The sequence below is a fragment of the Prevotella pectinovora genome, from assembly GCF_041323955.1.
In the GTDB taxonomy this organism is placed as follows: Bacteria; Bacteroidota; Bacteroidia; order Bacteroidales; family Bacteroidaceae; genus Prevotella; species Prevotella pectinovora.
Genome location: NZ_JBGLIV010000001.1, coordinates 1,720,226 through 1,745,480, shown reverse-complemented (window position 1 = coordinate 1,745,480; position 25,255 = coordinate 1,720,226). Strand labels below are relative to the sequence as shown.

Sequence of the window (25,255 nt, the reverse complement as noted above, 5' to 3'; positions counted from 1 at the left end):
TAGCACTTGCCCGTTATTCTTTTCAGAACATAGTGCTCGGCTTCTGCCGTGCATTAGGCTATTGGGGGGATTTTTTGTCCAACACCTCGTATTTGCTTACTTGCGACTTGTATTCCGGCACAATCTCCTTCATCTTCTTCACTATCGCCATGTCGTCGTGGGTGTATGAAATCCTGAGCAGCTCGTCCTCGTTCTTCTTCGCCTCCTCATAGTCATACTCACGCACCTTAGCCACCATGATCTTGGGGTTGTTCGTCGGTATGGTGTTCTCCTTGGTGGAAAGCAGCTCCTCATACAGCTTTTCGCCCTCACGCAGTCCGGAGAACTTTATCTCTATGTTCTTGGCTCCCGACAGCGATATCATACGCTTCGCCAGGTCTACGATCTTCACCGGTTTGCCCATGTCGAAGACGAATATCTCGCCGCCCTTGCCCATCGTTCCCGCTTCGAGCACCAGCTTGCATGCCTCTGGGATGAGCATGAAATAGCGGATGATGTCGGGATGTGTGACAGTCAGCGGGCCGCCCTTGCGTATCAGTTTCTTGAAGATAGGAATCACCGAACCGTTGGAACCGAGCACGTTGCCGAAGCGTGTGGTAACAAACTGGGTCACGCCCTTCACCCTGCCGTCTACGATAGCCTGGTTCAGCGACTGGCAGTATATCTCGCATATTCGCTTCGAGCAACCCATCACGTTCGTTGGGTTCACCGCCTTGTCTGTTGATATCATCACAAACTTCTTCGTGCCGTATTTCACGGCAAGGTCGGCTATGATGCGGGTGCCGTTCACGTTGTTGCGCACCGCCATGGCAGGATTGTCCTCCATCATCGGCACATGCTTGTAGGCTGCGGCATGGAACACGTATTCCGGACGGTGCACCTCGAATATCTTCTCCATGAAAGGCTTGTCGGTGATGCTGCCCACGATGGTCTGGTTCTTCACGTCGGCAAACTGGTCCTTCATAATCAGTCTCACGTCGTGCATCGGCGTCTCCGCCTGGTCGATGAGTGTCATCTCCGCAGGCTTGTATATAGCCACCTGTTTCACCATCTCCGAACCGATGGATCCCGCAGCACCGGTGATGAGCACCCTCTTGCCCTTGAGCATCTCTCCGATGGCGTTCATGTCCACCTCTATCTTTTCTCGCGGAAGCAGGTCTTCAATCTCAATCTCGCGCAGCTGGTTGTAGGTCAGTTTCGATTTGCCGTCCCATTCCTCGGCGGCAGGCATCATCATTATCTTTATGCCAGCCTGCACAAACTCGTCCACCATCGCCTGATTGTCGCGGAACTTCTCAGTCTTCAGCGGCGACACGAGCAGCACCTTCACGTGCAGGTGTCTCATCTGCTGGGCTATGCCCTTCTTGTTCAGATACACCCTCTTGCCCATGATATACGCATTGCGCATATCCGGTCCGTCGCTGATGAAAGCCTGTAGCATGTATTTCTTCTCCCTCGTGGCAAGGATACTGTTGGCGAGGCTCACTCCGCCGCTCTTCGTGCCGTATATCGCCACCGGCTGAGCCTTGTCAGCCATGAATCCGTCGAACATGGCACGCACCATCATCCTCTCTACCCACATCAGCATGGCAGAGCAAATAAACATCATGAGATTTCCGCGCAGCGACTGATGCATTATCACGCCGTCAGTCCCGGCCTCGTTCATCACGATGCTCACCAGATACGACAGACAGGAACCGACAAACGCCGCCTTGCCCACCCGCTCAAGGTCGATGAGCGACGAATAGCGCAATATTCCGGTGTAGGTGTGGAACAGGCGGAAGCACACGCCGAATATCAGCACGCAAATAAGGTTGCCTGCCGTGAGCTGCCAGAAATTCTGTGCAAAACCGTCTCCTCCAAATTCCAGATAGCTGCCCACGTAGCTCGAGAAGAACACTGTGAGGCAGTCTATAAACAGTATACACCAATAGGGTAGCGCCCTACTTGAGAAATACCAGTCGGATAATCTGTAAAATACCTTCATAATCCTTTTTGTCCCTTAATAATAAAAAGTGGTTTGATACTTACTTCGTTGATATGCAATAATGTCGTTCCTTAGAGGTGTTGGAACTCGTAGTCAACAAACAATAATCGCCATTACTATATACTATCTTTTGCAAAGGTACTCATCTTTTTCGTTTCGTAACTACTTTTTCTGACATTTTTCGTTAAAAGCCTCATGATTTATTGATTTTTGATAGACTTCAATGAAATTTCTGGTACCCCTAACAACAGCCGCCCTATCTTGTCGCGGTTTTGTCGCACCCCAAAACCAAAAAACGACATAACTCGTTGTTCTTACAACTTGTTATGTCGTTATTAGTTGCGGAGGCAGGATTTAAAATGTATCCATAACTATACTGCGACGTTTTTCTGAGAGAAAGTGCATATAAAAAGTGTTTGAGAGAAGAATGAGGAAAGTTTACTGGTTATCAGTTACTTTCCTCATTTTGGTTAAAAGTGGCGAGGATAGACGAAGATGGGAATACGACAAGATGAGACAGAGGAATGTTACCTATCCGTAACCTATACCCCAAATGGTGAATGTTGAGGTTCGGAAGAATAAAGAAGGTTACGAATTGGATTTGAACGCTCTGATTTATAGTGAGTTACTAATGAGCAACGTAAGGTTTTTGGTTACGAACCAAATTTGCCGTGTTCTGCCGTGAAATGCGTAGCAAGAAAAGACTCTTCGTGTATTAATTTTGAACGCAAAAAAGAATGACGTTATGAAGAGTACATTTTCAATTATCTTCTACCTCAAAAGACAGGTAGTAAAGAAAGATGGTACAGTTCCAGTTATGGGACGTATCACTGTGGACGGAACACAGGCACAGTTCAGTTGCAAGATGACTGCGAATCCCAATTTGTGGGATACCAAGGGCGGACGCATGATAGGTAAGAGTATGCAGGCTTTGGAAGTGAACCGCAAATTGGACAAAATGCGTGTGAGTATCAGTAAGCATTATCAGGAGATTATGGACAGAGACAACTTCGTCACTGCCGACAAGGTTAAGAACGCCTTTCTTGGATTGGAGTATCGCTGCCATACCTTGATGAAAGTCTATGAGCAAAGCAGGGATGAAATGGAAAAACAATACAAGGCTGGCATGAAATCTTTGAGCACATTCACAAAATATAGAATCGGTTGTGCTTACGTGGGCGAGTCTTTGCAGTCGCATTATCGTGTAAAGGACATTGCCTTGAAAGAATTGTCCCTGCCGTTTATTACGAACTATGAGACATTCCTTAGAATAGACAAGCAACTGAAGATAAATTCCGCAATGGTGTTTGTCCGTAATCTCCGTGCCATGATTTTTCGGGCGATTGATAACGAGTGGCTCGTCAAAGACCCTTTCAGACGATACGAGTACAAGAACAAGGAAACAACAAGGGAGATTCTGACAAAAGAAGAAATTAACCTGTTGATGGAAACTCCTATCACCAGAAAACATATGGGGTTGGTGCGTGACTTGTATCTATTTTGCTGTTTCACAGGTCTCGCATTCATTGACCTGTACAACTTGAAGGAAGAGAACATCAAGACATTTTTTGACGATGGCGAGTGGATTGTTATCCACCGACAGAAGACAGGAACGGAAGCCGACATCAAGTTGCTTGACTATCCCAAGCAGATAATGGAGAAATATCGTGGATTGTGCAAGGATGGCAGAGTCTTTCCTGTACCACCTTATAGAAATTGTCTGCGTTCGCTCAAAAGATTGGGAAAGAAATGCGGTATCACCAAGCCACTTTCCTGGCACGTGGCAAGGCACTCGTTCGCAACCTCGGTTTGCCTCTCCAACGGAGTTCCAATAGAAACCGTGAGTTCAATGCTTGGTCACAAGGACATAAAGACAACCCAGGTGTATGCCAAAATTACCAAGGAGAAATTGAGCAAAGACGTGGAAAAGTTGTCTCAGCAAATTAATAACATTGAGGAATTCACGTTTGGAAATGTTTGCAACGATAATACTAACACTATAAATGGCAGAGTATGAAACGACAAGTGATAACAATACAAGAAGATATGGTCATCTACGCCCCACATCATGGTGAGGTGTGGATGACTGTTTGGGAAATAGCAGAACTGTTGTATGTGACAGGTACATTTGTAAATAATGCTATCAAGCGAATTTGGAAGCAAGGTGTCCTAAAGGATTTTGAGCATTCACAATACATCAAACTTGAAAATACCCGTTGGCGGAATTAGATTAGTGCATACTTGATCCTAATGACAGTTTGTGTTAAAATGGGCACGCTGCTTGCCCAAGTGGGGTAACGTGCTTGCCCATCATGGGCAACGTGCTTGCCCCTGTTGGGCAGATTTGCAGTCTAACGTCTGCCCAATAAGCTAATGTTGTAACACCCATATCCCTGATTTCAGGATTCTGCCAACGCATACATTTCCTGTCGTCTGAATTCCTTTCATCTGATAATTCTTTTCATCTGACAATTCTCTTTTCATCTGCAAACCATCCAGACAATAGGCTGACAATTGCCTGGCAGTCAACTGTTTGATTGTCAGAATGTTACAACAAAAAACCAGGCAATCTGACAGTTTTTCAGAAATTCTCGTTTTTACTGAGAATCAGTGATATGGACAATTTATGCTCATATCGACCAACTTAAATTAATTCCGCCAACGGGTTGAAAATGGATATTCAGCTGATGTCTATAGCTTAGACGTGATAGTCGCCATTGCATGGCAAGTGGATACTTACCAAGCATTGCTTTTCAGAAGATGGCTTGTTGAAAAGATAGGAAATCGCAAAGAATGTCAAGCTACTCCAGGAAAGCAGGGGCGAACGACGATTATCGTGATGAATGGAACGATGCCGAGAGGTATCAGTTAAGCATTACACCTTAATTATATAATAGCGTACAGGGAAGAAATACCAAATGGTTGTATCACTCTGTGCGCTTTTTGCTTTCTATTTGTAGCGCAGTTTGCATATTTTAGAATGTTTGTCATCTATTACAGTGCGCTTTATTACACAAAATAATCGAGATATTCAAGCGTATTGGCTTAAATAGCCTTAAATTTGTGTTGTAGTATTTATATTTCCTGCCATTTCTTGTCTTTTCTCAATAAATTTTCGTATTTTTGTAGCCGGATTGTATAGCCAGACCGCAGTTGTCGCTGTAAGACGAGTTCTTTCATGATAACCGAGTCGGCAGCCTACGCCGTGCTGAGTGTAGTGAAGTCAACCATGACATATCTATACGAAAGCGGGCTTTGGGTGGGAAGACAATCCAGGCATAATGGAAGGCGTTTATCGACGCTGTGTTTGAGACACACTGAAATCTTCCAAAACAATCAGTATCAAAGTCTCGAATATGGTCAACGGTAGATGTCCCGGGTGTGATTATATCAATCCCGTGGAGACCTTGTAAGCATGAATTGTACCCTTTTGGGTGCAGTTAAATGTTTTATATAGGTCTCTTTGCGGTAGCGATTTTCATATCGGCGTGGGCTCTGACGTTGTCTGTTCGACTTTGATAGGCAGTTGGAAGAGCCTCAGTGTGTGGAATGGACAACAGGACGATTCCACGCTCTTTTTTTGTCGCAATTTAACGGTTTTCTGTCTAGAAAAAAGTTAGCACCGATATGAAAGTCGATGAATGGACATCAGAAGATGTACACACCTCAGGAGGTGGTGAATTCCCTCCTTGTGCTGGACTTACCTCCAACGCCCTCCCCGAAGCTCAAAGCACAGTTTCCGCCGAGAGTTCACAAACAGGGGTGTCCACCAGAAATGCCCATATAGCAAGTAAGCCTAAAGCGCAAAAAGAGGAAGACTTTCCTCATTGGTATGCCTTACGTACTACATACGGTAGAGAGAAAAAGGCATACGACTACATGATTACCAAAGGCATCACGGCTTTTTATCCTACTACAAATGTAGTAAAACTTATAAAAGGTAAGCGCAAAGTTGTTACCGAGTCACGTTTACCTAACATCTTCTTCGCTTACGGTACCGAAGAACAACTCAAAACTTTTGTTTACGACAACGTAAATCTCCCATTCCTTCGTTTTTATTATCGCCACGAGCATGTCGGTAGCAGAGCAATAAAGACTCCGCTCATAGTACCCAAATATCAGATGGAAAGTTTGAAAATTATCTGCGAAGCAGAAGCAAGTGACATTATCGTCTCATTGTCAAGTGTGCCTAATTTTCAGACAGGCCAGATGGTGCGAGTTGTTGATGGCGCGTTTAAGGGAGTAATTGGAAGAGTGAAAAGATGGCAAGGACAACAGAGAGTGGGTGTTATAATCGGTGACATGGCAACATTTGCAACGGCATATGTACCGAGCGCATTTTTGGAAAAAATTGATTAGACTTATGGAAATCAAAAAGATATATACGGAAGACTTGCAAATAGCCCAAGCTCTTATACAAAGGGATAATACGATTACGCGCAAGTACTTTTACCATCATTGCTTCCCTCTTTTCAAGTCCATATACGACAACTACTATACTGATTGCACAGACTACAAGGAGTTTATTGATGAGATATATATCGTTGTGTTAACTCCAAGCAAGGCTACAGGACGATGTCAAATGGAGAATTTCAGAGGCGAAAGTACTTTGGCCAGTTGGATAAAGACAGTTTGTTTGTTCTATTGCTATAAGAAATATGAGTTGAAGCAGCGTATGCCTGTTTATGAACCATTACCGCATACTGTCGAAAAGGAAGATAGCGAAGATGCGATAAGTGATAGAAGAAATGACGAAACGCTCTCTAATCCAATAGACTTTAGTGGAATGAATCGTGCAGATGTAGAAACATTGCTTGATTTGATGGCCAACGTAAGATATCGCAACATCATTCGCTTGCTCTATCTGGAGCAAAAGTCGCACAAGGAGACTGCCGAGGCACTCGGTATGTCAATGGATAATTATTATAACAAAAGGATTTTGGCAGAGAAACAATTCAAACAAGTTTGCAGAAAGGAGGCAAGACATGCTTAAACATACATCACTACCGAGTATAGAAGAGTTTGCTGCATTCCTCGATGGCAACCTATCAGCAAATGATATGCAGCAGTTTACGCAGTTGGCTGCACATGACGATGCTTTACACCAGTTGTTGCATGCAAATTCCGTTGTTGATGATACGCTTGACGGTTTAACGGATGCAGATTTGCAGTTGCCGGCAGACTTAATGAATGCAGATTTTGAATTGCCCGAAATACCTTCTTCTGACGATGCATCTATGCTTGTCTCGCTTTCACCCGAGCCTATGGACGATATGCTTGTTGCCGCATGTGCAGATGATGACGTTTCTGCTTATTCAGATATAAACCAAGATGAACATATAACCATAGGAGAAGACATACTTGATAATTCGACACTGACAATGCCTGACAACGATGGCTTTGACAATAATGATGATTCGTCTGACACATTCTCCGACAATATATGTTAGACATATAAGTTATGGATATACCTATAGCATCACAGAACATAAGATTCCCAGGCTACGGCATGTTTTGGGTGGCAAACTCCATCAGCTCTACACTATTGGGATGGAACAACCGCCGTTTGCAAGACAAGGCGCACGAACGGAATCAAGAGTTTCAGTTAGAGATGGAACGAGCTCGCCGCATTACTGACGATGAACGCATGCAAGAAGACATTGCCTTCAAGCGTAGGCTCGTAGCCCTGGCTCGTGAACAGAGACAAGAAGTGTCTCGCCAGTCCTTCAATGCGCAGATGCAAGCCATTGAACTGAAATACTACTTGCAGTATTGTTGGCCACTCGATCCCTTGTTGCCTCAAACTATCTTGCACGAGATTCGCAACAATGCTACAAGCGTAGCACCACGGTTGAATGTAATTCTGATGCACGCACCTCTGTTGCCATTACGGGCTTACGGAACAGATGCCAATGCTGCAGATGCACAAATATATAAGGAGTTGGAATATACTATCAAAAAGAATGATATTCCTATTATCGGGAATGTCGATTTCCGCAAGGATGCTTGCTTGAAGCCTGATTTGTCTGGAGGCAATGCCAGCATAATGAATATCCACTTCCTGATGAGCCAAATGCCAACCTTGGTAATTTCTCCTCAATATCGTGACGGCAAAATGTATCTGAGTGGTGCGGTATGGGAACCTCAGGCTTCACGTCCTCTGATTCGTCCACTTCTCAACTTTGACTTTAATCCTGTTGAGGCAGAAAAAAACATAGAATATCGCAATGAGGTGATAGAATTGTTGCATACCTGTGTATCTGTTATCACAGGTGCTGTTCGTGACTCATATATGTTGCTGACGCAAGGTAAAAAGCCGACATTGCCTATTTTGTTGAATGACAAAGAGCATGCTGATATGAAACGTATTGTGTTGGACAATGCCGAGTTAAAAGCATTCATAAAGGGAGAGAACGACAACATCCTTGCAGCACTTGATGAGAAGACTACACCGCAGCTACTGGATGTATTCGACAAGAAAGACATTGAGGCAATAAAGGAACAAGTAAGGTCAAACACATTTTAAAACGAAATAGATATGGCAATAGGTGCTATAACCATGATACTCGCCAATGTTGGATTACAAATCTACAACAATTGGTGTGGCAGTCGCCAAAATGCTGCGCTTCAACAGAAGCGTGAGGAATTTGAGCGTGCTGCCAAAGAGCGCAACACGGAGCACATGTGGCGGCTCTTGCGCGAAGGACAGGAAATTGCTCTACAGTTAGAGAATGAAAAGCATGCTGACAGACTTAAAGAACTGAAGGACGAGGTTGACCATCTTTTGGAGAAGCTAACCTACGAGACGACTATCAGCAACTGGCCCTTGAAGGTGCTCCCCATTGTGATGAAGAACCAAGCTTTCGGTAACCTCTTGGCAAACCAAGAGGAAAATGTTGCTATGCATGTTATCTTCACTCGTTCCAACCACGACAAGTTTAACAAACTGGTCTATCCAGTTGTCGAGAAACAATTGGAACAGTATTGCGACAAACATTGGAGCACTATGACCGACCATCCTATTCTCTTCTATAGTGGGGCATGGAAACCAGCGGTGACCCCTACCGATGTACAGGTAATGGCTATGCGTGAGGAATTGAAGAATCTCCCCACCTTACTCATCACCCCTTTCTTCCGTCCCAATGACGGCAAGTTAGTCTTCCAACTGCACATGTGGGGCGTAGGAGCTAACAGTACCGACAAATTCGATGTTCCCGAAATAGAGCCAACCGACTTTCAACGTTCATTTAATAATCAAGACGATTACGATAACGAAGAAGGTTTGTTAGACGAAATCGTTGAAGACCTCGTCCCTTACCTTGAATGTATTATAGGTTATATGGCAGACACTTACTTCTGGTCTTCAGCCGGCTTGGCTCCGCATCTACCATTGCTGCTAACAAGTGGGGCGATTAATACGGATGGGATGAGGCATCTTGTTGATGGTAGCCGAGAGTATTATAGTAATCTTTTGACCACATCCGAAGAGAAGTCTCTTGATAATATTTTTTTAGAAGATAATCTTTTAAACCTCTATGAAGGATCCTCTGTTCTATGGGATGTTAAAACTAAAGTGGCAAAGTTGGAAGAAGTGTTTTATTCGTATTGCCGTAAAAAAAATCCTGCAATTAATGGGGGCGTACTAGATAACGCACAAATTCCTTTTATGGTTCAAGATTTGTCTATGTTAAATAAATACAAAGAAGGATTGAATGGCACAAAATACGAGAAGCTCATTAAAGAAAACATTCAATTATTAAATACAATAAACTTTGATTTTGCTCTTCTTGATTCAAATGATATTCTCGAACTATCAAAAGGTTTGGACTGCACTAATGGGGTGGCAGAATATAGATTAGGCGAGATTTTTGAATTTGGAATCGAAAATCAGATAGATGTAAAAAAAAGTTGCGAGTATTATAAATCCTCAAAGAAACAAGGCTTTGTTTTAGCACTACTTAAACTAAATATAGATCAAACTCCCCAATTCTGGAATCTATTATTTGCGATGAAGAACCATGGAATAGAGCAAGCTTTGTATATTGAGAGTTTGTATTATTATAATCAAAAATACTACTCAAGAATAATTGAAGATGCGAATATGTTTGCTAATCATCAGGGGTATCTAATGATTCTTGCGATAAGTTTGATAGAAAATAATAAGATAGATAGCTCTTTGAGAATTTTATCTTCTCTATCAGATAGAGGTCATGTTGAAGCAACGGAAAGATTATTACAACTATACAAAGATGGCAGTTCCTGTTCCGAAGATGCTCAGTTGTACGCTCAAATAGCAAAAAAAGCAATGTTTCAAAATAGCGCAGTAGGCACATATTCCTTAGCAATGTGTTATTTGGATGGCTATGGAATAGAACAAAATACAAATAAAGCCATAATATATTTAAATAAATCTGCTGAAATGGGGTATAGCGAAGCTATTGAAATGTATAATTTATTAACAAAATATAGAAATTTATGAGTAAATCAACAAATTCGTTTGGCCTTTCAAAAGAAAATGCCGAACTATTCGAAAAGGTTCAATTGGTTATAGGCAATATGTCTGAAAGAGAGATTGCTAATAACCCTGAGAAAATCTATGATGCTTGTAAGAAAAGTAACAAGTTTTCTGTCTCTGAATTAGAGATTTTATCGTCCGTTTATAAGGAACAGAAATCTGAATCTCTAATCGAATTGATTATTAAAATCCTTAAAAAGTTATTTAAATAATGAACGATCAAAAATTTATTACTCCACTGGATGATTTTTTGTCATACATGGAAAGTTCTCTTTCACCGAAAGACTTTGCCGAATTAAAATCAAAGATTCAGACAAAGCTTTTGGATAGAGCCCCAGTAGTAGCCATAATAGGAAAGGCAGGAGTCGGGAAAACGACGACGATTAATAATCTTTTTGATGTTGAAGACTTTGTAGCAGAAGCTCTGTGTTTTGACGAGAAAGGGCATATTGGCGATGTCAAGACTGGTACCACTCGTGCTATAAGAAAACATTTTGATCTCAAGGCCGGAATCGGTTTGGATATTATCGATCTGCCAGGATTAGGAGATGATGTCAGAAAAGACCCTATTTATGAGAAAATATATGCTGAAGTACTTCCTCAATGCGATATAGTATTGTATATTCTCAAAGCGGACAATAGAACGCTTGGAGAAGATGAAAGAATTATTAATAATGTGGTTTTACCTTCATGCGACAAATCGAAGTTGATTGTAGCAGTTAATCAAGTAGATATTCTTGGTGAGAATGAAGGACTCCATTGGGAAGATTCTATTAATCTTCCAAGCGAACGACAAGAAGAACTTATTAAGATTAAGCAGAAAGACATCACTAATATGTTCTCTGAGGATTTGGATATCGAAGTAAACAAAATTACATGTTATTCGGCTTTAAAAAGATACCATCTTCTAGAACTTCTTGAATCAATCGTTTCTACTACTCCTCTTGGCTTTATATTTGCTATAATGGGTATACAGCCTCGTCCTTTTGAGGAAATAGCTGCTGATCAAGATGCAGTAAAAATAGCAATGCAATTTGTAAATAATAAATACCAAAATAACAATTAAAACATTTTAATTATGGACTGGTTAGAAAAAGACTATTATGACAAAATGAGAATGGCCGGCATCGGCGAATCAAAAGCACGTATGTTGGCAAGATTGGCGGCTCAATTAGACCGAAACACATCGCTTTGGAATAGAATCAAGAATGAAGGTTTCTCTGGATTCTGTCGTTGGGTAGAGATTGAGGCAAAGGACATTTATTATGCTATCAAGGATGCATTAAGTGCAGCTTGGGCATTCTTCACTAGTTGGTTCTAAATTGTTCTACAGGGAGTTTAACCCTTAATTTACATCTTAAATATGATTCCTATTAAGGGTTAATCTCCTACAAAATATTATTAATAATGAAGAACGTATGGACTGAAGTAACTATCGGCGGACAAAAAATGCCTATAGTTCAGCTTTCAAATAACGGAAGATTGTGTCTTGCTTCAGACATGAATATGCAATCTTGCAGTATGCGCGTAAAACAAAGCGTATCAAGGATTCCTGTACAAATAAAACTGTATGAAGGTGAAACTGTTGAATCTTTGCAATCTGTAAAAGATGTCAATATTGAATTAGTGCGTGAGAGTTCATTTTTCTCTGTTCTCGGAAGACTCGTTGGAGGGAATGGACTAATGAACATTAAAGTAGACGTATTTTACAATAAAGCAGACAACAATGGGGTATGCATTGGATTTGTTTCACAGTATTTCCAATCCAACAAATATATTGTTGCATTGGGTAATATAACAAATGACTCGGAAATTAAACAGCACTCAAGTGACAGCTTTGTTGGACAAACCCTAAACCCTGACAAGCAATCTGAAAGCTATATTAGCGCAAAAGATTGTTTTCTAGAAAATGTTGAAAAATTTTGTGAGGTAATTCCGTTGACTTCTATTCAAAAGGATAATAAAATTATAGCAGAATGGGAGAAAATAATAGTTTCACTGCCTCAATCATCTTCATTGTATACGGATTTTCAAAGCTATAAACAAAATCTGTCTGCATGGTTATTACACTTAAAATCATGGGGACTAAAACAAGATTCATGCAAAGAATATCCCGGTAGCCTCATAGACTCTGAACGGTATTTCACTAAGGATGGAGTCATTGACCCCAACAAACAATATGTAGTACTTTCTCCTTGCTGGACTCTATGGAAGAATTGCGATGGTAAAAATGAAGAGTTAATTGTTTCTGTAGGCTTAATTCAAGAAAAATAATATGGGAAAACGACTCAATGATTATAAAATAGCATTTATGGGACAAACTGGTAGAGGAAAATCCACATTAATAAATGCTCTCTTCGGTACACAGTATTCGACTAATTCTGTTGTTGAATGTACTACATATATTAATACTGCAACCATCCGTAATTTTGATCCAGAAATACCCTATGAAGCTGTGTCTATCATGGATACTCCAGGCATTGGAGCATCATTGAAAAAAGATGTGCTTTATAAACCATATTATTTGCATGTACTTGATACAGCAGACTGTATTGTCTGGTTAACAAATATGGAAAGGACTGATTATGCTGATCAAACATTTTTTCATGAATACTCTAGTGAATTCAAAAAAGATCAAAAACTGGTTGTATGCTTAAATCATATAGATAAATTTTCACCTCAAAATATCCCTACAGGTTTTTCTAGTAATGAGATTTGGGATGAAAAAAATAACTGTCCGACACCTTTGCTAAATCATTTTTTGTACGACAAAGATGATGGGCGGATAGAGTATTTTAGAGAAAAGTTCAGCGATTTCATACCAGTTCCATATGAAATCATTCCTACGAATGCTTTATTGAAGTTTGGAATCGAAAATCTTAAAAAAGCCATCTTTAAGTTATAATTTTGACTATATGGATTTAGAAAATATTATGAGAGTAATGAACATCCCAGAATGTTATGCTCATACTCTATCTCAACTCTATGTGATACTTGAAAAGGAATCGGATGTTATCAATAACCTTCGTGAAAGCCAAGATGTTGATTCTTTATATATATTCTTAAAAAATGAATATGAAACAACATTTGGCGAAGAATTGACAATTCCGAAACAGTATTTGAGAAAGATTATATAAGCAATATGGTTATAAATGAATCAGTTAAGAGTCATTTATAACCATTGTGTGTATAGTCTTCGTTTATTAAATGTTGGTACAAACAAAATCTTCCGTTAGTACAAAGCCTCTTTATGCTAACCAAAGGTTCTGCAGACACGATACTGAAAGAGATACATGATGAAGAAAGTAAAGCAATATTTAATTTTATTTTGGTTACTTTCAACAACAGTCATTGCTGTCATAATATGGTGTATCATATATTTTATGCCAAATGACAGTTGGTTATATTGGTTCTCAATTTTCTCTGTTGTTATACTGTCAATATTGTGTGTCGGCTTAGGAATTCTTGAATGGATTTTTTATGAAATGTTGAAGGGCATAAAAGAAATGCATCAAGACTTCAAACCTCTATTTAGTAAGTTTATGGCAGATCCTTTAGGTTGTATTTTTAAAGGTAGTATTGATTAGGGTAGAAACGATACAGGGATTTCTATGATGGAAAAATTAACAAGTACAATAATCGGGATGGATTTTCGGATTCCAGATATGATGAACAGATTGACAGAAATGGGTATGTCTGAGAGTACTGCTTTGTTGATGTCAACAGTATTTTTTGATGGTGATCGTGATTTAATTCCGGAATGTCTAAATAATGCAGAGTCAATACAAAAGTGGGTTAAATTCCGAAAGGATTACTTGTTTATAAATGGTCAGTATGGGTATATTGTTCCACTATTATATAAAATTGTCAAAGAATCAAAGAATCAAAACGCTTTAGATCAGGATGATACACTTTTAAACCTATTGTTAAAATGTAACGTTCCTGAAAATGAAGCAAAGGCAATCCTAAAAAGGAAAGAATTACTGCAAAGCAATACAGAATTCACATGTCCAAATACAGTTCAATTCATGGGGGTGGTTGAATTTTTTAAAAAAATATGGTATGAAAAGATATACTTCTTAAGTGACGAGTGATAGTTTGCCAAGTATGCATTCTCTTTATCACCATAACACATAAAATACAGTATTATGATGGACGGATTATTAGATTTCTTACACAACCTACTTCCAACAAGTTGGTTTGAGAGCGCACAGGAACATTTTGGCGATGGTCTTACAGATGAGGTTGTTGCTCAGTCGGTACATGAGGCAAGTGTGTTCTTTGGTATGGATGACCCTATCAATGTGCATGAGGATTGGACAACGGGTGTGATGACTAATATGTCTTGGACGGAGAATGATGACGTGCTAATCTTCAGTCGTGACCAGATGGCAGAGATGGGGATTACTGACAAGGAGGGCTTTGACTTGGTTATGACGCATGAAGGGGCGCACCGTGCTTTGCAAGGAATGAATACAGGGTTTGATTCTCATCAAGAAGAACTTTGCTGTGACTATATGGCAGGTGTTCGCGCCGGACTGAATGGTATGGACGAAGGAAAGATGGAAGCATCATTGGGTGGAACGGTTGAGAGCGAAACACATCCCGATGGTGCTGCTCGTGTGGCAGCTATCGAAGCAGGAAATAGCAAAGGAGATAGAATATTAATTTAAAGACAACGAATGAAATGGCATATAACGGGAATGATTCACTTGAAAGAGAGCTTTATAATAAATTTATAAAAGCTGGGTTTACTGATAAAGAGGCAAATATTCTTGCTAAAATACAAAGAGAACGTAGTTTAAGTGGTCGTATACGTGAACCAACACTATCTGAAAAAATAAAGATAGGACTTAGTAAAATATTTGGATAAACATAGAATCTTGTTTTAAGACTATGATGGAAGAATATAAAAGTGATATCGTAGCTTGGTTTGACAGAAATATTAACTCTCGAAGAGCACCTGTATTGGGTATTGAAAGGCATCGTATAGAAACCGATGGTGAAGGCGTAACTACACTTGTCGGTTTCTATGGATGTCCTTTAAAATGTAAATATTGCATTAATCAACATTGTCATGGTTACAAACAACGATGGCAGATGATTTCTGCTAAACAATTATATAGAGAAATAAAGATTGATAATATTTACATGAATATGACAGGTGGTGGCGTGACATTTGGTGGTGGCGAGCCATGTTTGAGGGCTGACTATATAAGAGAGTTTAGAAATATTTGTGAAAAAGAATGGAAAATAAACTTGGAAACAAGTCTTTATGTTGATACAAAAGTGATAGAGACTTTAATTCCGATAGTTGACTCTTTTATTGTTGACATAAAGGATTTGAATCCACAAATATATTCTTCTTATACTGGTAAACCTATAGAGTTGTTGATGGCGAATCTTAAGCTTTTGGCATCAAAGAAAGTTCAGGACAAGGTTAATGTTAGAGTTCCCTTAATCCCCAATTATAACACGCCTACAAATCAAAAACAGAGTGTGACTACACTTGAAGACATGGGATTCAATGATATAGAATTGTTTAATTACATTGTTCCAGAACATGGCTAAAGACAAATTACCTCCAGGAAAAATTAAGTGCAAGTATCTTAGAAATTTGCGTGTATCTTTTGCAGAAAAACACTCAATAGATTATCAGCCTTCAGTATGTCATCACCAAGGTGATTGTCAAGGAACATGCCCCATGTGTGATGCAGAATTAGAGTATTTGAATCGTAAATTCAAACAAATGAAAAAATAAAGATTTTGGATGCTAATATTCTAAAATTAAAAGAATACATAAGAAATCATATCGTAACTAATCTATTCTTTATTTGTGACAATGTTGAAAGTTAAATTTTTATTTTTCTCAATATGGCTATTTGTTTCAGCCGTTTTTTCTTGTGCTATTTGGTGTGTTTTCCATTATATGCCCAGCGAGGGATGGTTGTATTGGATGGCTGTAGTGGAAATTGCCCTATTGTGTATATTATATGTGTTATTCGTGTTGAGCGAATTCCTGTGCTATATTGTTTATATTCGCAGGGATAAAATATTGAACTATACGATTAATTATTGTAAGTCATTTTGGAGTATTATAGCACAAGCCATGTCCAACCCTTTTGTTTTTATGAAGCAATTTTTAGGTTCTTCCGTTAAATGCGTAGACGCTTGTCGTGTAGAGCGTATAGCTTTAACGTGAAGAATTCATCATTTCTGAATCCATACATTTGTCTTTTCAGCACTTTAATCTTGTTGTTTATACCTTCAGTAGGGCCATTTGATATCGGGTAGTCATACCATGCAAGTATATATGGCTTGTAGGCCCGCAAGGTAGCAGCCATTTTGACCAATGGCTGTATTTTTGAATCCATGGCCTGCCGCACCCATTCGTTTAGCACCAATTCTGCATCATCCTTGTTGGTTTGGTTCCATATTTCCCTCAAGTCTTCTTTCAGGTAATATGCAATCATCAACGGTTCATTCAAGTTCAGCACATTGTCAAGTCTTGTCTTGTATTTTGCGTCAAAGATGTCGTTGCCGTTTCTCAGCAATATCCAGCGCGTGCCCTTGATTACCTTACGCTTGTTAACGTCTTTCTCAGCATGCCACAACTGGCGGCGCAACTGGTCTATCCTTTCATTCATGAGCTTTACCACATGAAAATGATCCACGACAAGAGAGGCATTGGGGAGATTTGCCGTTACCGCCCCCGTATAAGCAGACGACAAGTCTGTGCATACGGCTTTTATGTCATTCTTTCTGTCTCCGAGCTTGTTCCAGAATTCCTCAAGCGAAGCCTTGCCGTTACCGTCACCTACAAAGACAATCCGCCCGGTTTCCAAGTCTACGACTATCGTCTTGTAAACTTGTCCCTTGTGGGTAGCGAACTCGTCTATGGATATGTATCTGAGGTTTGAAAGGTCAGGGCTGCCATACTCCTTTTGCAGGAACTCCATCTGTATGTTCCGCACCATGTCCCAAGATACATCCAGGAACCATGCAATGTCCTGTATAGTTGCAAAGCGCGACAAGTCTATAACCATATTGGCGAAAGCGGTCGTATGCCTGCGCTTGCCTTTTGCGAAATCGACATCCTCGTTCTTTATGCAGCCACAATCAGAACATTTGACACGTTGGATCTTCATCTCGACGAAAGTCTTTGAACAACCTATCGGCACGCTCACAAAGCGTCTGGCCGTGAAACCATTACGGACTACATTATGGCTTCCACACTCCGGACAGCAAAGTTTGTCTGATGGAGTTTGGATATTCAAAACTATTTTATTACTTTCGCAACGCATATCCAAACATTCTTGCAAGGATATGCCAAAAGCTTTATGCATTATGCTGGCATTCATTTATCATTGAGTTTGGTCACTACAAAGATAGATGATGCCAGCTTTATTTTTATCATAATATAAAATTTTTTTTTCTATCTATGCATTTAACGGAAGAACCAATTTTTATAGGCATTATGTCTTTGTCGTTTATTTAGATACGAGCCATGGGTGTCTATTTATAAAAAAGCCGAGAGACAAATGAGTTTGAACTGATAGGAAGTTTTGAGGTAGGTGCTCTTTATCCTTAGAACTATAAAATAGAATGAGTTATGGACGGATTATTTGATTTTATTTACGACCACTTGCCAGACAGTTGGTTTGATAATTTTCATAAAGCATGGGGAGATACCCTCTCTGATGAAATGGTGTTGCAATCTGTGCAAGAAGCAAGTGACTTCTTCAATATGAATGCTCCGATGGACGTTCATGAGGATTGGACTACTGGCGTGATGACAGGTATGGATTTCACAGAGGATGATGATATTCTTGTATTCAACCGGCAACAAATGCTTGATATGGGCATTACGGACAAAGAAGGCTTTGACTTGGTGATGACACATGAAGGAGCGCACCGTGCATTGCAAGGGCTGAATACAGGTTTTGACTCTCATCAAGAAGAACTCTGCTGCGACTATATGGCTGGAGTTCGTGCAGGATTGAATGGTATGGACGAAGGAAAGATGGAAGCTTCGTTGGGTGGAACGGTTGAGAGCGAAACACATCCCGATGGTGCTGCTCGTGTGGCAGCAATCGAAGCAGGAGTATCTTTTGCTCATGATTATATGGAAGCACACAACGGAACACCGCCTACCTTCAGTGATTGTCTTGACAACTTTAATCAGACTGATGTTTATGCCTCTACTGTAACACCTCAGGAGCAAGGTCAGGTTAGCTTGCGTCCAGATGTGGCTTTTGCTGATGTTGCAGATCAGGAGCAGTTGCATGGCTTTGTAAATGACAAGTCATATCATCTTGACAGAGCAGAATCAGCCCAACATAATGCAGAATGGCATGAAAAGCGTGCTGAGGCTGCCATAGCAAGGGGGGATTTGAGTGCAGCTAAGGAACATACAAGCAAAGCGGAGTCGTTTCGTAAATGGGAGAAAGACCATATCCAATCTGCTCAAAGAAGTACAAAGTAAAAATTGAACAATGGGATTTCTTTCAGACATATTTGGCTTTATAGATGACCTCACAAGCGGAAGTTCTTATTACAAGGAGAATAGCATTGAGTGGTGTGACAAGGCATGGCGGCGTATGCGCAACGCTGAACGTGGCGAAGCACGCCTTTATTAAATAGGTGATAAGGTTTACCGACAACTATACGTTGTGTTTGAAGATGGTATGGAGGGATATTTCACCGACACGAACGACCGAGGGCGTAATCCCGAAAATATGCATTTCAAACGTGAAGTCCGAAAGGAGTTGGAACGTGTAGGACATATCGTAATCAAGAAATATCGATAAAAATATTATGAACGGAATAGATTTCAAGAACTTGATGTTCTATATAGGTGAATACACCAAGAAGGTAGGACGTGTGGCTGCACGACCAGTGCTGCTTACCTATTTTGTGATGTTAGACAGCAAGACACCTGCAAGCGATAAGGTGGCTTTAGCCACAGCCATTGCGTATGTGGTGCTGCCCATTGACTTGATTTCTGCAAAACGTATCCCGATTATCGGGTGGTTGGACGAAGTGATGTCGTTGAGCGTAGCTTATAGCAAGGTGCAAAGTCATGTGACCAGAGAAATGGAGCGTAAGGCTGATGAACTTTTGGATAAATGGTTGCCTGAATATACGAATTATGAAATGGTGGAATAATATGAGAAGAATATTCTTTGTATTGTTGGTAATGTTAATGGCAACATTTGCATGTGTCCTTGCAAATATTCCTGTTGATAAGACCTCTTCATCCCTTATACAATCGCTTAATCTGCCAACAACGGCACGAGTTGCTGCAGAGTCATACAATCTTATTGTATTTGCAAACGTAGACAGCACATACAATGAAATGGATGTCGTGACATTATGGACATACAAGCCGAAAGACAAAACGTTATTGAAACTGTTGACTACAAATCCACGCAGCGATTATGAATGTCTTGGCTATGAAGATAAAGCGCAAAGGGTTTCATTCACATCCATTCCAACGATAAATAACGTGTACATCAATGCGGAAGAGGATAAAATCTTGGTTGAGGGTTGTGACGACAGGAACTGCTATTCGTATATAATCCCTCTAACCGAAGGATTGCCAACAATACAGTTGCCTTGCAATGCTGGTGTCCTTGGGATGTCTTCGGAAGAAGAACTGCCCATTGCGCAGTCATACACTTATTACAATGGCGGAGGAAGATACAACATCATATCAGTCTTTGACTGGAATGGAAAATGTTTGAAACATTTCAGTTTGAAAGGCATGGAAAGTCAATAAATAGGCATAAAATAAAAACAGATGGATAAAGATGCATATAATGATATATAGTCTCTTTGCCACGTAATATGAGATACTTTGTAAAGTGATCTATATATACTTATGAACACCGAATGAGGATAAAAATCATTACATACCTTCTTTTGTTGCTCTCTTTGTCTGTGCCGATAAATGCACAGACAAAGAGAGCATTGGTTATTGGGTTGGGCGAACAGCAGGACAAGGCATGGAATAAGATTAATGGCGACAAGGATGTGCCTCTTGTGCAGGGAATGTTGAAAAGTGCCGGCTTCAGGTCTGTAACGACATTGGTGAACAGACAGGCGACAAAGAGTGGTATAGTGGGGGCGTTTAAGAGAATGGCTGCATCGTGCAAGCAAGGGGATGTGGTATATATCCATTACTCTGGGCATGGACAACAGATGACGGATGTGCATAATGACGAGAAGGACGGACTGGATGAATGTTGGATTCCGTATGATGCTTGTCGGAAAGCAAGTGCGACTTATCATGGTGAGAAGCACTTGACGGACGATGAACTGAATGTGTATCTCAATGCTATCCGCAACAAAATCGGTGCAAAAGGTAAACTACTTGTGGTAATAGATGCTTGCCATAGTGGTGACGGAACTCGTGGAGAAGATGATGAAATAGTACGAGGTGTGGAAGATACATTGGTGGTTGACAGCCAAAATGCTCGCGGCTTATATGAAACCTTTGAGGCGATTAAATCGTTTTTTATGGGTGACAATGGCAAAGGGAATATCATTAATACTAAGGCAAAGCCATTGGCGGAACGATGGATCACCATCAGTGCATGCAGAAGCGACCAAGTAAACTTCGAGATGAAGAAACCTGCCGTTGGCAAATTGACATACGCCTTGTGGACTGAGCAGAAGAAGAGTGAGAAGGTAAGCAATGAAGAGTTTATAAGACGAATCAGAAAGTTCGTCAACTGCAATACCACTAGCAGACTACAACAGCCTGAAATGACTGGTGAAGACATCGGAAAATATAATATAACTGATATTTTGAACAAATAGAATGGCAAAGACAATACAAATGCGTACATCGCAACAGGAGAAGGAAGCCCGACTTGTTGCGGGTATGTACGATAAGAACAAGAAGATACAGTCGGAACTGTATGTATATTGCTCACGATACTTCTGGGCAAACTACCGTGGCGTGTTCTTCGCTGATGAGGAATCTGCCACGGAAATTTTCCAAAACACATTCATTGCGATGTGGGAGAATATAGAACGCAGAAAGATTTATGTGAGCGAAGGAAGGGTGATGGGCAAGAACAATGAACCGCTGAGTAGCAGCATCCTTACTTATTTTATGGGTATCGCACGCATCAAGTATCTGGAATGGGTAAGGGAGCATCCTTCTTACGCAGACCCTGAAACGGAAATGGGACGGAAAATCAAGGAAGAGGGATTTGATGCGCAGCAGTACATCAATATGCTATACGACTCGGAAGACAACAAGATGCTCGACATCATTGCTGATGTCATATCACACATGTCGGAGCGGTGCTGCGAGATATTGAGCAAGTTCTACTATGAGGAAAAGGACTTGGACACAATCCTGTTGGAAATACCGACAATAGATTCAAAGAACGCTCTCAAAACAAAGAAGCACAAGTGCATGGAGTCATTGCGTACTTCGGCACGAAACATTTATCACAACTATTTGAACTCATAAAATGGCAGATGGATATGGACAATATTAATTTTCAAGACCGGATAGACGAATACTTGCTTCATGATGAAACCATGTCGGAGGAAGAGAAGGTACAGTTTCTGAAAGAGATAGAAGAGGATGCAGAGAAAAAGGAGCAATATGAGTTTACGAAGAATGTTAAACAGGCGATTGTGAGCCGTGGAGAGAAGTTGAAAGCCATGACAGAGTTTCAAATGGAAATGAAGTCTCACTATCACAGAAAGACTTGGCTTTGGATTTCAAGCATAGCTGCCGTATTGGTTATCGGTTTCTTTGCCATCAATCCTCTGTTTGTAGAAAACTCCCCTACTGACAATGTGCGTGGCGATGAAAACGATGTGTTTGATATGACCGTACCAACAGATAGTATTGATACCGACTCAATATCTTCCGACACGATAACTTCATTACATAAATAAAACTAAAGATAAGATGATGAACCATAAACGTTATATATCTGTCGTTTTTATTTGGCTTTTATCTATCTCTTGTATATGGGCACAGACAAATCCATATAGAATCGGAAGCCCTCATTATTGGATGGCTCAAGGTACCTTGGATATTCACGCAGGTAAATTTGATATTGCTTATGAACATCTGGAAAAAGCACAAAAGGGCTATCGGGAACTTGGAGATGTAGGCTTTCAGATACAGGCAACTGAAGCTATGGGAGCCTTGAAAGCTGGATTGGGGGAATGGGAAAAAGCCAAACAACACTATCTGAATGCTTTGCAAATTGCGACTGAAGCCAACGAGGATTTCGCTCAATCCAAAGTTATGGTTGACTTACTTGCATTATATAGAACTGTAGGCGACATTATTGGTTATAATCAGTATCTGAAAGCGTTGGACTCTCTGTATCATGTGTCCAATTCTGCCAAGCTGAGGACGGTGTATCATCTATATTGGTCAAATGAATATTTGGCACGGAAAGAGTTTGCCATGGTCGAGACGCAATTGCTGCAATGTTGGGATGTGATGCTGGATTTGCCTTTCTCTGATCGGGAACAGGCAAAACTCAATTACTATAATAGTATGATGAACCTGAAACAACAGCAAAGGCAATACAAAGATGCTATCAGAGCTGCAAAGCACTATATTGAGCAAACTAAAATTTTGAATGGCAGGAATAGTGATCAGCAGTACCAGTCATACAGTAAGCTGTGTACACTCTATGCCCTGGACAATGACAGTACGAGAGCCTTTGCGTGTTTGGACAGTTTGGAACGTGGTGTTGGTCATTCCTATCAAGACAAGGAAGTGATAGCTAACTTTTATAATGTAAAAGGATGCTGCTATGCCGATTTTAAGAAATTCGACAAGGCAATAGCGTGTTTTGATAAAGCATACAATACTCTCTATGATAAGAGAACGGAAGATTCACCTTCCAAATTCGCAAGCTTACTGAACAAGTCTGAAGCCTATTTCATGCTTAAGCGTTATGATGATGCTTATGCGACTTTTAGTGAATATGTAGAGACGAGCAGGAATAAATATGGAGAGACTTCTGGTACTTATAGTCAGGCGCTCTTCACGTTGGCCAATATTGAAGGTGCTCGTGGAAATATAAACGAGGCAGATAGTCTGTTTCGTATGTCCATGAATTGCTTGCTTGTTAATATGAAACAACTTTGGCGATACTCGACTCCTTCGCAAAGAGAACAGTTCTGGATGGAAACGCTGAATAACCTTAGTGGGACGGCTGCTTTTGCCATAAAATGCGGAAACTTCGATAGTGAATTAACTGAAACTTGTTATAATGCTTTATTGTTCTCAAAGTCCTTGCTGCTTGAAACAGAAAAATCGGTAGTTGATATTATCCGCAATGAAGGAACTGATGAAGACATTGCCAATTATCGTAATCTCTTGGCTATAAACAATAGACTTCTTGCATTGAGAAGCAACTATGAATACAATAAGCTTGAAATAGATAGCTTAACGATTCGCCAAAGAGAGTTGGAACAACGGCTTAGCTACAAATGCCAAAGTTACAACGAATATGAGACATATCTTGACATAAACTATGAAAAGGTTAGGAATTGTCTGGCTGATAATGAAGTTGTGATAGACTTTTCTGATTATCAAACAGAAGATTCCGTCCGCCAATATGTAGCATATATATATGACAAGAGTAAGAGACATCCTCTTTTAGTAAAGTGTTTCGACCAGCAGCAACTTGATTCCCTTTTAGATGGTATGCAAAGTTTTACACTCTACAATTATGAGCAATTGCAGGATGGGGCTTTTAATTTGATTTGGAAATCAATCGGAGCAAACATTACTGAAAGAAGTACTGTGTATTATATTCCATCAGGCATCATGCATAGCATAGCATTAGAAGCTCTTCCTCTTTCAGATGGAACGACATTAGGGCAGCATTATGAATTTGTAAGATTGACTTCCGCAAGAGAAATTGTGAAAGTTCATCATTCTTGTAAAAACAATAGAACTGCTACGCTTTATGGAGGATTGCAATATAGTTTGGCTCCACAAAAGATGGAAGAAGAAAGTAAGGCGTATGAAAAATCTGATTTGGCAGCGCTGGTGCGTTCTGAGTATGGAAAGTCCGGTTTTAAGGATTTGCGCAATACGAAAGATGAAGTTAAGAAGATAGAAAAAACATTGGAGGACAATGGGGTTGCAGTAAAAGCCTATTCCGGTTCTAAGGGAAATGCAGAGTCTTTTGTGGCTTTAAGTGGTAAATCTTCATCCATAGTACACATAGCTACACATGGCTTCTATTATACTCCGGATGAGGCGAAAGACAAGGATTTCCTTCGTGGTTATACTGATGCGATGTCTTTATCTGGATTGGTGTTTGCTGGAGGCAATGCTGCTTGGTTAGGCAAGAAGAATGTAGATGGTGTGCTTGGTGGTGTGCTGACAGCTAAAGACATTGCAAATCTTGATTTCAAAGGAACTGACTTGTTGGTTCTTTCAGCATGTAAGACAGGACAAGGTAAAGTGACAGCAGAAGGAGTGTTTGGTTTACAGCGTGCCTTCAAAAAAGCTGGTGTTGGTACCATCATCATGTCGCTATGGAATGTAGATGACAAAGTTACTTCTGAATTTATGACTACATTCTATGAATGCCTTGCCGACAAGAATAATGTCTGGAACAAACGTAAGGCATTTGAGGAAGCCAAAGAAATCATCAGACAGAAGCATCCCGATCCATTCCATTGGGCAGCGTTTGTGATGTTGGACTGATGGAAATGGTTACTTTTCTCCCTCTCCTATCATAAAT

Annotated in this window: 29 protein-coding genes; 27 read left to right on the top strand and 2 right to left on the bottom strand. The window is 40.4% G+C overall.

Translation table 11 applies throughout. The features are described 5' to 3' along the window. Positions 1-58: 58 nt before the first annotated feature. Positions 59-1,987, bottom strand: a complete 1,929-nt coding sequence (locus tag ACDC99_RS06990; protein ID WP_044073003.1) for a polysaccharide biosynthesis protein — start codon at positions 1,985-1,987, stop codon at positions 59-61. A 745-nt stretch (positions 1,988-2,732) separates the two neighbouring features. On the opposite strand from ACDC99_RS06990, the gene ACDC99_RS06985 reads away from it, so the two are divergent. From ACDC99_RS06985 to ACDC99_RS06895, 19 genes are all read left to right on the top strand, one after another. Next, complete coding sequence (locus tag ACDC99_RS06985) at positions 2,733-4,004, top strand: site-specific integrase (protein ID WP_370756367.1); 1,272 nt, start codon at positions 2,733-2,735, stop codon at positions 4,002-4,004. Further along, the gene (locus ACDC99_RS06980; protein ID WP_370756365.1) at positions 4,001-4,216 is read left to right on the top strand and encodes a hypothetical protein; all 216 of its coding nucleotides are present in this window, start codon (positions 4,001-4,003) and stop codon (positions 4,214-4,216) included. The genes ACDC99_RS06985 and ACDC99_RS06980 overlap by 4 nt, the downstream gene beginning before the upstream one ends. A 1,398-nt stretch (positions 4,217-5,614) precedes the next feature. Next, entirely contained in the window at positions 5,615-6,346 is a 732-nt protein-coding gene (locus ACDC99_RS06975) for a UpxY family transcription antiterminator (protein ID WP_370756363.1), read from the top strand. A 4-nt stretch (positions 6,347-6,350) separates the two neighbouring features. Next, the gene (locus tag ACDC99_RS06970) at positions 6,351-6,980 is read left to right on the top strand and encodes a sigma-70 family RNA polymerase sigma factor (protein ID WP_370756361.1); all 630 of its coding nucleotides are present in this window, start codon (positions 6,351-6,353) and stop codon (positions 6,978-6,980) included. Next, entirely contained in the window at positions 6,973-7,437 is a 465-nt protein-coding gene (locus ACDC99_RS06965; protein WP_370756359.1) for an anti-sigma factor, read from the top strand. Before ACDC99_RS06970 ends, ACDC99_RS06965 begins: the two co-directional genes overlap by 8 nt. Positions 7,438-7,448: 11 nt before the next feature. Beyond that, positions 7,449-8,513 carry a hypothetical protein gene (locus ACDC99_RS06960; RefSeq protein WP_370756357.1) on the top strand — a complete coding sequence of 355 codons (1,065 nt, stop codon included), beginning with the start codon at positions 7,449-7,451 and terminating at the stop codon, positions 8,511-8,513. A gap of 12 nt (positions 8,514-8,525) precedes the next feature. Beyond that, positions 8,526-10,466 carry a tetratricopeptide repeat protein gene (locus tag ACDC99_RS06955; RefSeq protein ID WP_370756355.1) on the top strand — a complete coding sequence of 647 codons (1,941 nt, stop codon included), beginning with the start codon at positions 8,526-8,528 and terminating at the stop codon, positions 10,464-10,466. Then, positions 10,463-10,714: a hypothetical protein gene (locus ACDC99_RS06950; protein ID WP_370756353.1), complete on the top strand. Its 252-nt coding sequence runs from the start codon at positions 10,463-10,465 to the stop codon at positions 10,712-10,714. The genes ACDC99_RS06955 and ACDC99_RS06950 overlap by 4 nt, the downstream gene beginning before the upstream one ends. Then, on the top strand, positions 10,714-11,568 hold the full coding sequence (locus tag ACDC99_RS06945; RefSeq protein ID WP_370756352.1) for a GTPase family protein: 855 nt from the start codon (positions 10,714-10,716) through the stop codon (positions 11,566-11,568). The genes ACDC99_RS06950 and ACDC99_RS06945 overlap by 1 nt, the downstream gene beginning before the upstream one ends. Before the next feature lie 12 nt (positions 11,569-11,580). Then, a complete protein-coding gene (locus ACDC99_RS06940) occupies positions 11,581-11,823 on the top strand; it encodes a hypothetical protein (RefSeq protein WP_370756350.1) in 243 nt (80 codons plus the stop codon). Positions 11,824-11,909: 86 nt separating this feature from the next. Further along, positions 11,910-12,776: a hypothetical protein gene (locus tag ACDC99_RS06935; protein ID WP_370756348.1), complete on the top strand. Its 867-nt coding sequence runs from the start codon at positions 11,910-11,912 to the stop codon at positions 12,774-12,776. A gap of 1 nt (position 12,777) precedes the next feature. Next, entirely contained in the window at positions 12,778-13,407 is a 630-nt protein-coding gene (locus ACDC99_RS06930; RefSeq protein WP_370756346.1) for a GTPase family protein, read from the top strand. A 10-nt stretch (positions 13,408-13,417) separates the two neighbouring features. Continuing rightward, positions 13,418-13,639 carry a hypothetical protein gene (locus ACDC99_RS06925; protein WP_370756344.1) on the top strand — a complete coding sequence of 74 codons (222 nt, stop codon included), beginning with the start codon at positions 13,418-13,420 and terminating at the stop codon, positions 13,637-13,639. A 156-nt stretch (positions 13,640-13,795) separates the two neighbouring features. Then, a complete protein-coding gene (locus ACDC99_RS06920) occupies positions 13,796-14,089 on the top strand; it encodes a hypothetical protein (protein WP_370756342.1) in 294 nt (97 codons plus the stop codon). A gap of 24 nt (positions 14,090-14,113) precedes the next feature. Continuing rightward, positions 14,114-14,596, top strand: a complete 483-nt coding sequence (locus ACDC99_RS06915; protein ID WP_370756341.1) for a hypothetical protein — start codon at positions 14,114-14,116, stop codon at positions 14,594-14,596. Positions 14,597-14,650: 54 nt separating this feature from the next. Then, positions 14,651-15,175: a hypothetical protein gene (locus ACDC99_RS06910; RefSeq protein ID WP_370756339.1), complete on the top strand. Its 525-nt coding sequence runs from the start codon at positions 14,651-14,653 to the stop codon at positions 15,173-15,175. Positions 15,176-15,189: 14 nt separating this feature from the next. Further along, positions 15,190-15,375 carry a hypothetical protein gene (locus ACDC99_RS06905; protein WP_370756337.1) on the top strand — a complete coding sequence of 62 codons (186 nt, stop codon included), beginning with the start codon at positions 15,190-15,192 and terminating at the stop codon, positions 15,373-15,375. Positions 15,376-15,398: 23 nt separating this feature from the next. Beyond that, the gene (locus ACDC99_RS06900) at positions 15,399-16,073 is read left to right on the top strand and encodes a radical SAM protein (RefSeq protein WP_370756335.1); all 675 of its coding nucleotides are present in this window, start codon (positions 15,399-15,401) and stop codon (positions 16,071-16,073) included. After that, entirely contained in the window at positions 16,066-16,263 is a 198-nt protein-coding gene (locus ACDC99_RS06895) for a hypothetical protein (protein WP_370756333.1), read from the top strand. The genes ACDC99_RS06900 and ACDC99_RS06895 overlap by 8 nt, the downstream gene beginning before the upstream one ends. Positions 16,264-16,657: 394 nt before the next feature. Here ACDC99_RS06895 and ACDC99_RS06890 read toward each other — a convergent pair whose 3' ends face one another. Beyond that, on the bottom strand, positions 16,658-17,863 hold the full coding sequence (locus ACDC99_RS06890) for an ISL3 family transposase (protein ID WP_042517111.1): 1,206 nt from the start codon (positions 17,861-17,863) through the stop codon (positions 16,658-16,660). A 251-nt stretch (positions 17,864-18,114) separates the two neighbouring features. Here ACDC99_RS06890 and ACDC99_RS06885 point away from each other — a divergent pair, with 251 nt between their 5' ends. The 8 genes from ACDC99_RS06885 to ACDC99_RS06850 all read left to right on the top strand — a co-directional run bounded on the left by ACDC99_RS06885 (position 18,115) and on the right by ACDC99_RS06850 (position 25,218). Then, entirely contained in the window at positions 18,115-18,987 is an 873-nt protein-coding gene (locus ACDC99_RS06885; protein WP_370756332.1) for a hypothetical protein, read from the top strand. A gap of 10 nt (positions 18,988-18,997) precedes the next feature. Continuing rightward, a complete protein-coding gene (locus ACDC99_RS06880) occupies positions 18,998-19,141 on the top strand; it encodes a hypothetical protein (RefSeq protein WP_370756330.1) in 144 nt (47 codons plus the stop codon). 178 nt (positions 19,142-19,319) lie between these two features. Then, entirely contained in the window at positions 19,320-19,670 is a 351-nt protein-coding gene (locus ACDC99_RS06875) for a YkvA family protein (RefSeq protein WP_044080580.1), read from the top strand. 1 nt (position 19,671) lies between these two features. Further along, a complete protein-coding gene (locus ACDC99_RS06870; protein ID WP_370756327.1) occupies positions 19,672-20,283 on the top strand; it encodes a hypothetical protein in 612 nt (203 codons plus the stop codon). 113 nt (positions 20,284-20,396) lie between these two features. Beyond that, a complete protein-coding gene (locus tag ACDC99_RS06865) occupies positions 20,397-21,326 on the top strand; it encodes a caspase family protein (protein ID WP_082030957.1) in 930 nt (309 codons plus the stop codon). A gap of 1 nt (position 21,327) precedes the next feature. Further along, complete coding sequence (locus ACDC99_RS06860) at positions 21,328-21,990, top strand: RNA polymerase sigma factor (RefSeq protein WP_370756325.1); 663 nt, start codon at positions 21,328-21,330, stop codon at positions 21,988-21,990. A gap of 14 nt (positions 21,991-22,004) precedes the next feature. Then, positions 22,005-22,427, top strand: coding sequence for a hypothetical protein (locus ACDC99_RS06855; RefSeq protein ID WP_370756323.1), 423 nt, complete (start codon positions 22,005-22,007; stop codon positions 22,425-22,427). A gap of 13 nt (positions 22,428-22,440) precedes the next feature. Then, entirely contained in the window at positions 22,441-25,218 is a 2,778-nt protein-coding gene (locus ACDC99_RS06850) for a CHAT domain-containing protein (protein WP_370756321.1), read from the top strand. Positions 25,219-25,255 lie beyond the last annotated feature (37 nt).